General features: G+C 35.4%; 13 protein-coding genes. 5 read left to right on the top strand and 8 right to left on the bottom strand.

Annotated features, from left to right (window positions below; all coding sequences use genetic code 11):
• Positions 1-18 precede the first annotated feature (18 nt).
• A complete protein-coding gene (locus ACRHOC_RS01785; protein ID WP_431156789.1) occupies positions 19-1,389 on the top strand; it encodes a saccharopine dehydrogenase family protein in 1,371 nt (456 codons plus the stop codon).
• Between the two features lie 56 nt (positions 1,390-1,445).
• Complete coding sequence (locus ACRHOC_RS01790) at positions 1,446-1,916, top strand: Lrp/AsnC ligand binding domain-containing protein (RefSeq protein ID WP_431156790.1); 471 nt, start codon at positions 1,446-1,448, stop codon at positions 1,914-1,916.
• 54 nt (positions 1,917-1,970) lie between these two features.
• Here the strand turns inward: ACRHOC_RS01790 and ACRHOC_RS01795 are convergent, their stop codons facing one another.
• From ACRHOC_RS01795 to leuS, 5 genes are all read right to left on the bottom strand, one after another.
• Positions 1,971-2,666 (bottom strand): zinc metallopeptidase, encoded by a 696-nt coding sequence (locus ACRHOC_RS01795; protein WP_431156791.1) that lies wholly within the window; start codon positions 2,664-2,666, stop codon positions 1,971-1,973.
• Between the two features lie 104 nt (positions 2,667-2,770).
• Entirely contained in the window at positions 2,771-3,871 is a 1,101-nt protein-coding gene (gene ald / locus ACRHOC_RS01800; RefSeq protein ID WP_431156792.1) for an alanine dehydrogenase, read from the bottom strand.
• Between the two features lie 207 nt (positions 3,872-4,078).
• On the bottom strand, positions 4,079-4,435 hold the full coding sequence (locus tag ACRHOC_RS01805; RefSeq protein WP_431156793.1) for a hypothetical protein: 357 nt from the start codon (positions 4,433-4,435) through the stop codon (positions 4,079-4,081).
• A 15-nt stretch (positions 4,436-4,450) separates the two neighbouring features.
• The gene (locus tag ACRHOC_RS01810) at positions 4,451-4,717 is read right to left on the bottom strand and encodes a SemiSWEET family sugar transporter (protein ID WP_431156794.1); all 267 of its coding nucleotides are present in this window, start codon (positions 4,715-4,717) and stop codon (positions 4,451-4,453) included.
• A gap of 7 nt (positions 4,718-4,724) precedes the next feature.
• Positions 4,725-7,538, bottom strand: coding sequence for a leucine--tRNA ligase (leuS, locus tag ACRHOC_RS01815; protein WP_431156795.1), 2,814 nt, complete (start codon positions 7,536-7,538; stop codon positions 4,725-4,727).
• Positions 7,539-7,662: 124 nt separating this feature from the next.
• On the opposite strand from leuS, the gene ACRHOC_RS01820 reads away from it, so the two are divergent.
• The 3 genes from ACRHOC_RS01820 to ACRHOC_RS01830 all read left to right on the top strand — a co-directional run bounded on the left by ACRHOC_RS01820 (position 7,663) and on the right by ACRHOC_RS01830 (position 9,237).
• On the top strand, positions 7,663-8,541 hold the full coding sequence (locus tag ACRHOC_RS01820) for a cell division protein FtsX (protein ID WP_431156796.1): 879 nt from the start codon (positions 7,663-7,665) through the stop codon (positions 8,539-8,541).
• Between the two features lie 64 nt (positions 8,542-8,605).
• Positions 8,606-8,965, top strand: a complete 360-nt coding sequence (locus tag ACRHOC_RS01825) for a hypothetical protein (protein ID WP_431156797.1) — start codon at positions 8,606-8,608, stop codon at positions 8,963-8,965.
• Positions 8,965-9,237, top strand: a complete 273-nt coding sequence (locus ACRHOC_RS01830) for a DUF3098 domain-containing protein (protein WP_431156798.1) — start codon at positions 8,965-8,967, stop codon at positions 9,235-9,237. The genes ACRHOC_RS01825 and ACRHOC_RS01830 overlap by 1 nt, the downstream gene beginning before the upstream one ends.
• On the opposite strand, the gene ACRHOC_RS01835 is transcribed toward ACRHOC_RS01830, so the two are convergent.
• From ACRHOC_RS01835 to ACRHOC_RS01845, 3 genes are read right to left on the bottom strand one after another with little or no spacing between them, the layout of a single operon-like run.
• Positions 9,221-10,339 carry a glycerate kinase gene (locus ACRHOC_RS01835; protein WP_431156799.1) on the bottom strand — a complete coding sequence of 373 codons (1,119 nt, stop codon included), beginning with the start codon at positions 10,337-10,339 and terminating at the stop codon, positions 9,221-9,223. The two genes, ACRHOC_RS01830 and ACRHOC_RS01835, sit on opposite strands and share 17 nt — an antisense overlap.
• A gap of 3 nt (positions 10,340-10,342) precedes the next feature.
• Positions 10,343-12,049 carry a sodium:solute symporter family transporter gene (locus ACRHOC_RS01840; RefSeq protein ID WP_431156800.1) on the bottom strand — a complete coding sequence of 569 codons (1,707 nt, stop codon included), beginning with the start codon at positions 12,047-12,049 and terminating at the stop codon, positions 10,343-10,345.
• Between the two features lie 4 nt (positions 12,050-12,053).
• The gene (locus tag ACRHOC_RS01845) at positions 12,054-13,364 is read right to left on the bottom strand and encodes an amylo-alpha-1,6-glucosidase (RefSeq protein WP_431156801.1); all 1,311 of its coding nucleotides are present in this window, start codon (positions 13,362-13,364) and stop codon (positions 12,054-12,056) included.
• Positions 13,365-13,371: the final 7 nt, after the last annotated feature.

A 13,371-nucleotide genomic window follows, 5' to 3' on the forward strand; every position in this document is an offset into this window, starting at 1 on the left:
TAGTCATATATAGACACTATGCGAAAGATTTTAATCATTGGTGCAGGTAAATCTTCTTCCTATCTCATCAAATATCTAGTTGATAAATCTAATTCAGAAAATTTAGAGATTACAATTGGAGATATTAATGTAGACAACGCAACTAAACTTCTTGGAGAACATACCCAAAATACGCAGGTGATTCCACTCGATGTTTTTAACTCAGATTCTCGCAGATCTGCAATTCAAAACGCAGATATCGTTGTGTCTATGCTTCCTGCCAGAATGCACATCGAAGTGGCTAAAGACTGTATTGAATTTAAAAAGCATATGGTAACAGCATCATATGTAAGTAAAGAAATGCAAGCTTTAGATGCAGAGGCTAAAGCTAACAATCTCATTTTTATGAATGAAATTGGCGTGGATCCTGGTATTGATCATATGAGTGCCATGCAGGTTATAGACCGTATAAGGGAAAATGGTGGTGAGATGATTCTATTCGAATCATTTACTGGTGGGCTTGTTGCCCCAGAAAGTGATAATAACCTATGGAACTATAAATTTACATGGAACCCTAGAAATGTAGTAGTAGCCGGTCAAGGAGGCGCAGCCAAATTTCTACAAGAAAATCAATTTAAATACATCCCATATCATAGGTTGTTTAGACGCACTGAATTCTTAGACATTGATGGTTTTGGGAGATTTGAAGCATATGCTAATCGCGATTCATTAAAATACCAACACTCCTACGGATTAGATAATATAAAAACGCTTTATCGTGGTACTATGCGACGTGTTGGATTCAGCAAAGCTTGGCATGTATTTGTTCAACTGGGAATGACTGATGATAGCTACACAATTGAAGACAGCGAAAATATGAGCTATCGTGATTTTGTAAACTCCTTTTTACCCTATAGCCCAACGGATTCTGTTGAGCTCAAATTTAGACATGCCCTCAAAATTGATCAAGACGACATTGTATGGGATAAATTTCTAGAACTCGACTTATTCAGTTCGTCAAAAATAGTTGAATTGAAACAAGCCACACCTGCTCAGATACTTCAAAAAATCTTAATGGATAGCTGGACGTTAAATGCATCAGATAAGGATATGATTGTGATGTATCATAAGTTTGGATATGAAATTAAAGGCGAAAAACGTCAAATTGATGCTACTATGGTTGTTGTTGGTGAAGATCAAACATATACAGCTATGGCCAAAACTGTAGGCTTACCAGTTGCCATGGCAACACTCGATATCTTAAATAAAAAGATTACAACACCCGGTGTACAAATACCTATCTCAAAAGAAATCTACACGCCAATCCTTGAAGAACTTAAAAGTTATGGTGTTGTGTTTAATGAGAAAAAGGTTCCTTATTTGGGATATAATCCATTAAATCTCGAATAATTTCAATCTGATATCATTTTATTATTTTTAACTTTCAATTCGTAAATAAATTAAGCATGAAAGTTAATGATAAAGGTATTTTCATTGATGGTATTGATAAAAAGATACTTAGAGCTTTAATGGAAGATGCCAGAACACCTATTTTAGAGATAGCTCGTGGTGTAGGTATTTCTGGAGCTGCGATCCACCAACGCTTAAAAAAATTAGAAAAATCAGGTTTACTTGCTGGTTCAAAATTTATAATCAATCCTAAGATACTGGGTTATACTACAATGGCTTTTGTTGGTGTATACCTAGACAAGGCCGTAAGTAATCCCGATGCCGTAAAGCAATTACAAAAAGTACCCGAAGTCATTGAATGTCATTACACAACTGGTGAGTGGAGTATTTTTATTAAAATATTGTCTAAAAATAACGAGCATTTAATGCATGTCCTGAACTCTCATATACAAACTATTAAAGGTGTTTCTAGAACTGAAACATTTATCTCATTGCAACAACAAATTAATAGACAAATAAAAATCTAGCTCAATAAAAAAGCACCTTTCCCAAGGTGCTTTATATCTTTATCTAACTCGAAATTAATCTCTTCCTCCAAATACTTGTAAAGCCCAATATAAAAGTGATGCAAGAGCTCCTATCGCTGCAACAAGATATGTTCTTGCTGCCCATTTAAGAGCATCTTCTGCACCCTCATATTCTTGCTGACTCACCATATGCTTATTTTTTAACCAGGCCAAAGCTCGGTTACTTGCATCATATTCTACTGGTAAAGTGATAAAACTAAATAAGGTGGCTGCTCCCATAAAAACTAAACCAGCAACGGCTACCCAGTAACCCATACCAACTCCAGCTGCGGCTCCCATTATTAGACCACCAATAACTAACCACTGTGACATCCCTGAGGTTACACTTACCACTGGCACAAGTGCTGATCGCATTTGAAGCGCACTGTATGCTTGTGCATGTTGTACCGCATGACCTACTTCATGTGCTGCAACTGCAGCTGCTGCTGCATTTCGTTGATTATAAACAGCCTCACTTAAATTTACCGTTTTATTTTTTGGATTATAATGGTCAGTCAATTGACCTCTCACAGAAATAACTTCAACGTCTGCAATGCCATGATCCGCCAACATCTTCTCAGCAATTTCTCTACCACTCATTCCATTTTGAAGTTGACGCTTAGAATAGAAAGCAAATTTTTGCTTTAGTTTATTACTTACCAACCAACTTACCAATGCTATTGCACCGATTAAAACATAATATCCTAACATAGTTTTCTAATAATTATTTACATAAAATTACTAAATGATATGCAAAAAATAAGCCAAATTGAAGTTAAGAAATTTTGTCAGTTTGAGAGCTAATATCTGTAAAATTACATCGCCTCTAAGGACCAATTAAAGGCTTCAGCTATTTCTTCGTATACAATCTTACCTTTTACAATATTTAGGCCTTTTCTGAGCGAATTGTCTTTAGCACACGCTACTTCCCATCCTTGATTTGCCAATCTTAGTACATAAGGTAAAGTTACATTAGTTAAGGCCAATGTTGATGTATAAGGTACGGCACCAGGCATGTTGGCAACACAGTAATGTACAACATCATCAATAATATAGGTAGGATCCTCGTGTGTGGTAGCTTTTGTTGTTTCTATACAACCACCTTGATCTACAGCTACATCAACGACAACAGTACCAGGACGCATCTCCTTTAACATATCTCTAGTGATGAGTTTTGGTGCTTTTGCCCCTTTAATTAGAACACCACCAACAATTAAATCGTGATCTTTTATTCGCTTTCGGATATTGAACTCGCTTGAAAATTCTGTTACAACATGATTTGGCATTACATCATTTACATAACGAAGTTGCTTCATGTTTATATCCATAATTGTGACATGTGCACCTAATCCTGCTGCCATTTTGGCGGCTTGAATACCTACTACACCTGCACCTAAAACAAGTACCTTTCCTGGCGGCACACCAGGAACACCTCCTAATAAAACACCTCTTCCTTTAATTGGCTTTTCAAGATATTTTGCACCTTGTTGAATAGCCATACGACCGGCCACTTCAGACATTGGTGTTAAAAGTGGCAACGATCCATCCTCATCCTCAACAGTTTCATAGGCAATACATATGGCCTCACTTTTAATCATGGCTTTGGTTAAAGCCTCACTAGATGCAAAGTGGAAATAGGTAAAAACAACATGATTGGATTTAATTAAAGGATATTCCTTTTCAATAGGTTCCTTAACTTTTACAATCAAATCTGCAGAGGCATAGACCTCTTCTATAGTGTCTAATATAGTAGCACCAACTTCGGTATAATCTTTATCAAAAAAGCCACTGCCTAAACCAGCATCTTTTTGTACATAAACAGTATGATTGTTTTTAATGAGTTCAAAAACTCCTGCTGGTGTCATACCAACACGATTTTCATTGTTCTTAATTTCTTTTGGGACTCCGATGTTCATTGTAATAGATTTTGAGATTAATAGCGATGTGAATTACTACTAAAAAAATGAACAATCCAAATTTGAATTTGATTTGGCTGTCATTTTTATGAGATTATTATTTATATAAAATTTTATTGAAATAAATTCAACAAATAATTCATTTTCAAATAAATACATCAATAGATGTACGAAGCATAGAATCGACAAACTGAAAATCACAAATTTTTAGTCTTGCTCAACTACGACTTTTACAACCTTATTATCCTCTAACTTAATAACCAAATGCTGTGGTTCGGCATCAAAAAAATTTGGAGGTGTTCCCAGTTTATAGGCAAGATAATCTGTTGAAGAAACATCTAAAACATCAGGCAAACCTAATAGCTGAATGACTTCTTCCCTGGTTTTACTGTAAAGTACTTTTTGCTCGATAATATCATTGGCCATTTTATAACGAACATCTGGATTAACTCTCCATTCTGTAGCATCAAATTTGTCCTGAAAAATCGATAGAAACACAATACTAATTATAGTAGCTAAGACGAAAACAAGTGCTATTTTCTTAAGTCTTTCTAAAGTTATCATTTCTACTAAAAGGAATTATTTACGATACTTAAGTATAAAACTAACTAATAAAACTGCAGATACCAATGTTATACCATTAGCCAAAATGAGTGAGGGTCGCTTTAAAATGAGGCCATATATAAACCAAAGAATTACACCAACTAATAACATAAGGACCATGGGTAATGAAAGACCGGAAACATCCTTAGTTTTATAGGTTTTATAGACTTGTGGTAAATAAGCAGCAGTCGTTAAAACTGCCGCACACATCCCAATAATCTCTATATAATCTATTTCAATCACTAATTACTTAACCAACAATATTTACGATTTTACCAGGCACTACAATCACTTTTTTAGGTGTACGCCCTTGTAGCTGTTCTTGGGTTTTATCGTAAGCCAACACGGTCTTCTCAATATCTTCTTTACTCATATCTAACGGTAATTCTAGGGTAAATCGCATTTTACCATTGAAAGATATTGGGTAGTTCTTAGAACTTTCTACCAAGTGCTTTTCTTCAAATCTTGGAAAAGGTGCAGTAGAAATGGACTCTGCATAACCCAATGCTTCCCATAATTCTTCAGCAATATGTGGTGCATAAGGTGAAATTAAAATCAGCAAAGGTTCTAGTATCTGCTTACTTGTACACTTTTGTGCAGTTAATTCGTTAACAGCAATCATAAAAGTTGAAACCGACGTATTAAAGGAGAAATTATCAATATCTTCTTCAACCTTTTTTATGGTTTTATGTAGGGTTTTTAAATTGTCTTTAGTTGGCTCAGCATCATTAACATTTAGATCTTCTTGGCCAACATATAATTTCCAAAGTTTTTTAAGGAAACCATGTACACCTGTAATACCTGCAGTATTCCATGGTTTATATTGCTCCAATGGGCCTAAAAACATTTCATATAATCTCAAACTATCGGCACCATATTGCTCACAAATTTCATCTGGATTAACTACGTTGTACTTAGATTTAGACATTTTCTCAACATCTCTACCTACCTTGTAAACACCATCTTCTAGAATGAATTCTGCATCTTTAAAATCAGGTCTCCAGTTTTTAAATGCCTCAACATCTAATTCATCTGATGAGTTTATCATTGACACACCTGCGTGAATGGCTTGAATAGCTTTTCCTTCAATTAGCCCTTTAGAATAGAACTTATTAGTATTTTCCTCTCTATACACAAAAGCACTGGTCCCTAAGATCATGCCTTGGTTTATTAACTTCTTGGCATATTCGTCTTGAGGTACATAACCTTTATCGAACATAAATTTTTGCCAGAATCGTGAGTAAAGTAAATGACCTGTAGCATGTTCACTTCCGCCTATATATAAATCCACTTGTTGCCAATAATTAATAGCATCCTGAGAAAAGATTTCATCCTCATTATTAGGATCCATATAACGGTTAAAATACTGTGAGCTTCCAGCCCAACCTGGCATGGTGTTTAATTCTAATGGGAAGACCGTCTCATTATCAATATTATCATTATCTACAACTGTATTGGTTGTTGTATCCCAAGCCCAAACTTTTGCATTTCCTAGAGGCGGTTCGCCAGTTTCTGTTGGCAGATATTTTTCAACCTCAGGTAAGGTCAGTGGTAAAAATGACGCATCAATCATCTGCGGTAATCCGTTTTTATAATACACTGGGAAAGGTTCGCCCCAATAGCGTTGACGCGAAAATACTGCATCTCGTAGTCGGTAATTGGTTTTTCCTTGCCCTTGGCCTATTTGCTCTAATTCATAGATGGCACGTTTCGTTGCTTTCTTATAATTCAATCCATCTAAGAAATCGCTATTCGCAATTTTCACATTGTCTTTTGATGCGAAGGCTTCTTCTGAAATATCTACACCATCAAAAATATTTGGAATAGATATGTTGAAGTGCTTTGCAAAATCATAATCGCGCTGATCACCACATGGCACCGCCATTACTGCGCCAGTACCATAACTTGCCAATACATAATCACCAATCCAGATGGGAATAGGTTCTTTGGTAAAAGGATGCTCAGCATAGGCTCCTGTAAAAACTCCAGATATGGTTTTTACATCTGCCATTCTATCGCGTTCAGATCGCTTCGCTGTTGCTTCAATATAGGCATCAACCTCAGCTTTTTGTTCCGCAGTAGTTATTTGGGATACTAATTGGTGCTCAGGCGCCAAAGTCATAAACGATACACCAAAAATGGTGTCTGGTCTCGTTGTAAAAACATCGATATTTGCATCATGGTCTTTAACCTTGAAGGTTACAGAGGCACCAACCGACTTCCCTATCCAATTACGCTGACTTTCTTTGAGGGAATCTGTCCAATCAATGGTCTCAAGTCCTTGAAGTAAACGCTCCGCATAGGCAGATATTCTCATACTCCATTGCGTCATTTTCTTTCTAATTACTGGATGACCACCACGTTCTGAAACACCATTGATGATTTCGTCATTTGCTAAAACTGTACCTAATGCTGGACACCAATTTACTTCGGTTTCAGCCAAATAGGTAAGTCTGTATTTTAATAAAGTTTCTTGTTTTTCTTCAGAAGTAAATCCACTCCACTCCTCAGCTGTAAAAAGTGTAACGTCATCATCACAAGCCGCATTTACATTGGCATTGCCTTCAGCTTCAAAAAGTTTAACTAAGCTATCAATATCTTCTGCCTTATCACTGTTATAGTTATACCAAGACTCAAAAAGTTGAATAAAAATCCACTGTGTCCATTTATAATATTGCGGGTCTGAAGTTCGGACTTCCCTGCTCCAATCAAATGAAAATCCTATCTGATCTAATTGTCTTCTGTAGGTTTTTATGTTAGCCTCAGTTGTTATAGCAGGATGTTGTCCAGTCTGAATCGCATATTGCTCAGCAGGCAATCCAAAACTATCATAACCTTGAGGGTGAAGGACATTAAAACCTTTATGACGTTTGTAACGCGCATAAATATCGCTTGCTATATATCCTAGTGGATGGCCAACATGTAATCCTGCACCACTTGGGTAAGGAAACATATCTAAAACATAATATTTTGGCTTATCCGAATAGTTTTCAGCTTTAAAAGTTTGTTTATCGGCCCAATACTTCTGCCACTTGGCTTCAATCTTGTTAAAATTGTATCTCATTATAGCAATACCCTTGAAATAAGGTGCAAATTTAGTGGTATTACAACACAATTAAAAACTAAACGTTGTATTACTCGAGATAACTAAATTGTTTTTTATTTTTACTGTATTAATCCAATTTTAAATGGCCTCATCATTTGACAAATACCAGAAGCGCAAACTTATTTCATCCTACATCTCTGTTGTTATAAGTATCGCTTTAGTTCTATTTTTATTAGGATGCTTAGGTCTATTAGTGATCAACGCCAAAAAGGTAGCCGACCACTTTAAGGAACAGGTTGTAATGACCATTTATCTAAATGATACTGCTAAAGAGGTAGAAGTAAATCAGTTGACGAAAAGCTTGGCTATGGCCGATTATTCTAAAGAAGCACTTTATGTTTCTAAAGAAGAGGCTGCCTCAGTGATGAAGGCTGAAACAGGAGAAGACTTTATGGACTTTGTGGGTTATAATCCTTTAAAGAACTCTATAGATGTTTATTTAAAGGCAGACTATGTTACGACCGAGAGTCTTTCAGAAATATCAGAGGGATTATCTAATAAGTCTTTTATTGAAGAAATACGATATGATAATGACCTGGTTGAGTTGATGAACGACAACGTTAAAAAAATAACATTCTGGGTACTTATCATCAGTGGTGTTTTTACAATTATTGCGGTTCTTCTCATCAATAGTTCTATTCGTCTAGCGGTGTACTCCAAGCGCTTTATTATTAAAACCATGCAGATGGTTGGTGCAACGAAGAGTTTTATTAGAAGACCCTTTATTTGGAAAAGTGTACAACTTGGAATTATTGGTGCTATTGTGGCACTAATAGGAATGGCAGTCGTTCTATATTATTTAGATCTAACGTTCCCGGAATTAGAATTACTTAATAATACCATACTAATTATTGCATTATTTGTTGGTGTCTTTCTACTAGGAATTGTAATCACTTGGATTAGTACGTTTATTGCCACACAACGCTTCCTTAATCTTAAGACTGATCAGCTTTATTACTAGTTGCTTGCTTAGATCTAAAATAAAATGCTGTTATATTTCGTTAACTGCATAACTTCTAATGATTATGAAAAAAACAGTAATCTCTTTAATTACAGGATTCGCTTTAATATTTCTTTGTTTTCTATTACTTAAATCTTGTATCATTAATAATCCAACACCTGAAGATTGTGTCGTAAAGAGTGTTAGAGTCACAAAGATTACTGAAGGAAGCAGTTATGACATTGTATTTAGAGACGATGGTACAGATTTCTATTACATTAATAGAGGATTAGAGCAAGGTTTAAATTTAGATTCTCTTAAGAGAAAAGTTCTAAATAAAACTGTTACTTTGCACTTAGCTAAGGTTGTGGGAGGTATTACATCCGAACATATTTCGCAACTTGCCCTCGGTGACGAGATAATTTTTACTGAATTTAAAAACTAATGGGAGAGAAAAAACGTAAAGAAGACGCTAAAGCTGATTTTATTTTTGGCAAAAAAAATTACAAGTGGCTTTTTATTGGATTAGGTTTTATAGCCTTAGGTTTTATCCTCATGGCAGGCGGTGGCAGTGACGACCCTAAAGTTTTCGATCCATCTATCTTTAACTTTAGACGCATTCGCTTAGCACCTACTCTTGTTCTTATTGGATTTGGAATTCAGGTTTATGCCATTCTTCTTAATCCAAACAAAAAAGACTCTAAAAAGAAGTCGTAAAATCTATTGCTAATTGCTCTAAATACTCTGTAGTATTTTTTAAAGCATCCTCAAAACTCGTTGCTTTATCCATAATGGTTGTGCTATAGGCAATTCCCATATCTTTAACTTCATCAGAGTTTAAATCTGAGCTTCCCGAAAAAGAAGCTACTTTAACATTGTACCTTTTGGCCACTTCGATAATACCACTAATAGCCTTCCCTGAAAGTGTCTGGTCATCGAGTCGCCCTTCTCCAGTGATAATCCAATCCGCATTTTTAACGCTTTCCTCAAAATTGGCAATCTGCATAATTAAATCAATACCAGGAATGAGCTCACCATTTAAAAATGTAACTGTTCCCGCACCCATACCACCTGCCGCTCCAGCACCTTCAATTTGCTGTGTTTTGATATTAAAGTGATCATCTAAAAGTTGAGAAAAATGCTGTAGCCCAGAATTTAAATGTTCAATTTCTGATGAACTTGCACCTTTTTGTTTCGCATAGACATGAGCCGCACCCTTTGGTCCGTATAATGGATTCTTAACATCACACGCTATTTGAATCTTAATATTCTTAAGTCTTTGATTAACCTTGTTATCACTAATCTTATAAATATGGATAAGATTTCGACCCACTGGTTCTAGACATTTACCATGATGATCAAGAAACTCATATCCTAAGGCCGTAGCCATACCAATACCACAATCATTAGTAGCACTTCCGCCAATACCTAAAATAATATGTTTTGCACCTTCATTAATAGCACTAAGAATCAATTCTCCTGTACCAAAAGTCGTTGTATGCATACAGTTTTGATCTTCAGGTTTTAGAAGCTTAATTCCTGATGCTTCAGCCATTTCAATAAATGCTATTCCTGTTGTTTCAGAATACAAATAAGACGCCTTAATAGGACGAAATAAAGGATCCTTAACCTCAACGGTTTTAAATACACCCGACAAGTAAAAATTTATAACTTCTATCGTACCGTCTCCACCATCAGCCAATGGTAATCTTACAACTTTAGCGCCGAGATTATCTTTCAGAATTGGTTCTACAATATCGCAGAATTCCATTCCAGAAAGTGATCCTTTATATTTATCTGGTGCTAATATTATTTGCATTTGCTAACCTAGAATAGTTGGTAAAAAGAAGCTAAAAACAAGAATAAGTACAAAGAATGAAAGTAGAATTACACTCTCCTTTTGCATAAATTCTTTTGAGTTAAAAGTGTATTGTAATTCCATAGTTTTAGCCGGTACTTTACTAGTCAACTTACTCACAATAACTGCCATAACAACAGCAATAACAAATCCTGTTAGATTGTACCATATCCAGAATAAATCCGGAACATTTGATATCCCAAGTTCGGCTAATGCAGTATGGATGGATCCTTCACCATCATAAAAACTACCTTGACTAAATAAATAAATCAATTCCGGTAAATACTTGAAGACCAAATTAACAACTACGGAAGTTACAATGGCCACATTCATACCAATATGATTTACCTTTTTAAAGAAAATAGCTATAATAAACGCTGCTAATATTGGCCCAAAAAATAAGGACGAAATAGCATTTATTAATTCAATTACAGTACTCTGACTATTCCCAAATAAATAGGCTGCCAAAATGCAAACCGAACCCCAAAACACCACTAAGCCTTTTGATATAAACATATAGCGCTTACCTGATAATTTTTTCTGACCACTATTGAAAAAATCTTCTATCGTAACCGCACTGAGAGAATTAATTGTTGAACTCAAGGACGACATGGCTGCAGACATCACTCCAACCATTAAAATGCCAATTAGACCATTTGGTAAATAATTGGTTATGAAAACAGGAATCATTAGATCTGGTTTAATACCTGATTTTGCAAATTCTCCTGGATAGTGAATTCTTGTTGTTTCTTTAATACTCTCATAAAATTCTGGAATGTTACTGACGAGATACCCAATGATTAATCCCATAATACAATACACCAGAACTACAGGAAAGCGTAACAACCCATTGGCCATCAATAGCTTTTTTATGGTGCCTTCATCCCTCGCAGACAGCAAACGTTGTGCTTGAGTCTGATCAGTCCCATAGTACGACAAATACAAGAATAGTCCACCTAAAAGCATAGGCCAAAACCCATATTCATCGCCACTGAAAAACCCAAAATTATCTAAATCTATAACCTGTAACCTTTCAGGGGCGAAGCCATTAAAGGTCCCTGTATCTTTTAGTAAAGAATACCCAACAATTAAACATATTACCAATCCTGCAAATAAAATTATCATTTGAATGGCATCGCCCCAAACCACTGCTTTCATACCTCCTTGATAGGAATAAACCAAAGTGACTACACTAATAATGATTAAGGTATAATGAAAACTAATTCCAACAACAGCTTGGATAATTAATGCCATAGTAAACACCATCACACCAGTACCCAATGCTCGACTAATTTGAAACACCACACTAATTAGTTTTCGTGTTGATTTTGAGAAGCGTTGTTCTAAATATTCATAGATACTAACAATACCAGATTTATATAATGGTGGAATAATAAAAAACATAATCCCAATCATAGCTAGGGGAACAGCAAATTCGAAGGTCAACCATTTCATACCACCATTGGCTTTTAAACCTACAAAAGCAGGTGCTGAAATGAAGCTTATAGCAGAAAGTTGCGTCGCCATAGTAGACAAACTTAATGGGAACCAACCCAAACTTTTACCACCCAAGAAATAATCCTTTGAATCTTTATTATCCTTGAAAAAATAACCCATAGCAATAAAGCCTATGAGGTAAATGGCAATTACGGTGTAGTCTAACCAATTCATATGTTTATTCGTTTATTAAATCTAAAATCAAGGCAGCGCTCCATGAAAAATTCTTACCGCCATAGGCAGCTGTTTCAAATTGGGTTTTTCTGGCATCAAAATATTCGTAAAACCCGTGGTGATCAATGAAGTTAATTGTTTCGGTCTTAATACGATTTGCTAAGTCTATATATCCATAGCGTTTAAGACCTCTGAATATCAACCAATTTAAGTTTACCCATATTGGACCTCTCCAATACTTCTTTGGATTATAATGTGAACTTGTAGGGTCAAAGGATGCGCAAAGAAATAAATCTTCATTACCAAAATCTGCTTGTAGTCTCCTAACCAGTTTTTCGGCATGCTCCTTAGTTGGTATACCAGCAAATAATGGTGTAAAAGAAGAAGAGGTAGTATGTGCAATATGCTTTTGATTACGTAAATCGTAATATACATAAGAATCGGAATCCTCATGATATAGCTTTTCCTCAAACCTTACTTTAGCCTTGTCTAACCAATTTTGAAGGTACTCTACTTTTTCAGTTTGATTACCAATAATATTATATAAATCAATTAGGGCTTCCGTTGATTTTATGAGTATTGCGTTAAACAAAGGGTCTTGTACTAAAAATGGTGAGAGCTCAGCAATTTTTTCATCACTATAGTTATGTGCTTTTGCAATTTCCAAAAGATGTAAATAACAATCATATTCTCTGTTTGTAGGACGTTGAGAGGCATCAACATGTGTGGTATCCTTTCGCTCGTATTTATATTTTGGCGGATCCATAGTCTGCCAAATTTCATCCCAAATTGGTGAGTTATCCGTACCTGATTCCCAATTGTGGTAGATATAAACTAAACCTTCATTATAAGGATCTCGGTACTCATAAAAATGCTGATGGTTTTTATATACCTTATCAATATTTCTTGTAATGAACTCTAATATATCGGCTTTGTCTTCAGCAATTTCATAAAGCTCCTTTAAAACAAATCCTAATACTGGAGGTTGGGTAATCCCGGTTGTTTTAATGTTTTTTGGCGATGCAGGATGTAAATCCGATCTATGATAATCTGGTCCTGGAAAATAGGTGTCACTATGGTTGTGAAATACAATGTGAGGAATAAATCCATTTTGCCATTGTCCACTTAACAACGATTCCACTTCTCGTTTAGCCTTGTTCATGTCATAATGTGCATATCCAATGGCTATAAACCCAGAATCCCAATGCCATTGAAACGGATAAAGCCCTTCACATGGAATAGTAAATCCTTTATCCTCGTTAAAATTTGAATTTAAAACCTTTTTTGCGCCTTCAGCAAGATTGATTTTGCCCATAAAAGTA

This window comes from Winogradskyella poriferorum (assembly GCF_050618035.1).
Taxonomy (GTDB): domain Bacteria; phylum Bacteroidota; class Bacteroidia; order Flavobacteriales; family Flavobacteriaceae; genus Winogradskyella; species Winogradskyella poriferorum_A.

Coding starts and splice junctions, on each gene's coding strand:
- ACRHOC_RS01785 (WP_431156789.1), top strand. CDS start 19: ATGCGAAAGATTTTAATCATTGGTGCAGGTAAATCTTCTTCCTATCTC.
- ACRHOC_RS01790 (WP_431156790.1), top strand. CDS start 1,446: ATGAAAGTTAATGATAAAGGTATTTTCATTGATGGTATTGATAAAAAG.
- ACRHOC_RS01795 (WP_431156791.1), bottom strand. CDS start 2,666: ATGTTAGGATATTATGTTTTAATCGGTGCAATAGCATTGGTAAGTTGG.
- ald (WP_431156792.1), bottom strand. CDS start 3,871: ATGAACATCGGAGTCCCAAAAGAAATTAAGAACAATGAAAATCGTGTT.
- ACRHOC_RS01805 (WP_431156793.1), bottom strand. CDS start 4,435: ATGATAACTTTAGAAAGACTTAAGAAAATAGCACTTGTTTTCGTCTTA.
- leuS (WP_431156795.1), bottom strand. CDS start 7,538: ATGAGATACAATTTTAACAAGATTGAAGCCAAGTGGCAGAAGTATTGG.
- ACRHOC_RS01820 (WP_431156796.1), top strand. CDS start 7,663: ATGGCCTCATCATTTGACAAATACCAGAAGCGCAAACTTATTTCATCC.
- ACRHOC_RS01825 (WP_431156797.1), top strand. CDS start 8,606: ATGAAAAAAACAGTAATCTCTTTAATTACAGGATTCGCTTTAATATTT.
- ACRHOC_RS01830 (WP_431156798.1), top strand. CDS start 8,965: ATGGGAGAGAAAAAACGTAAAGAAGACGCTAAAGCTGATTTTATTTTT.
- ACRHOC_RS01835 (WP_431156799.1), bottom strand. CDS start 10,339: ATGCAAATAATATTAGCACCAGATAAATATAAAGGATCACTTTCTGGA.
- ACRHOC_RS01840 (WP_431156800.1), bottom strand. CDS start 12,049: ATGAATTGGTTAGACTACACCGTAATTGCCATTTACCTCATAGGCTTT.
- ACRHOC_RS01845 (WP_431156801.1), bottom strand. CDS start 13,364: ATGGGCAAAATCAATCTTGCTGAAGGCGCAAAAAAGGTTTTAAATTCA.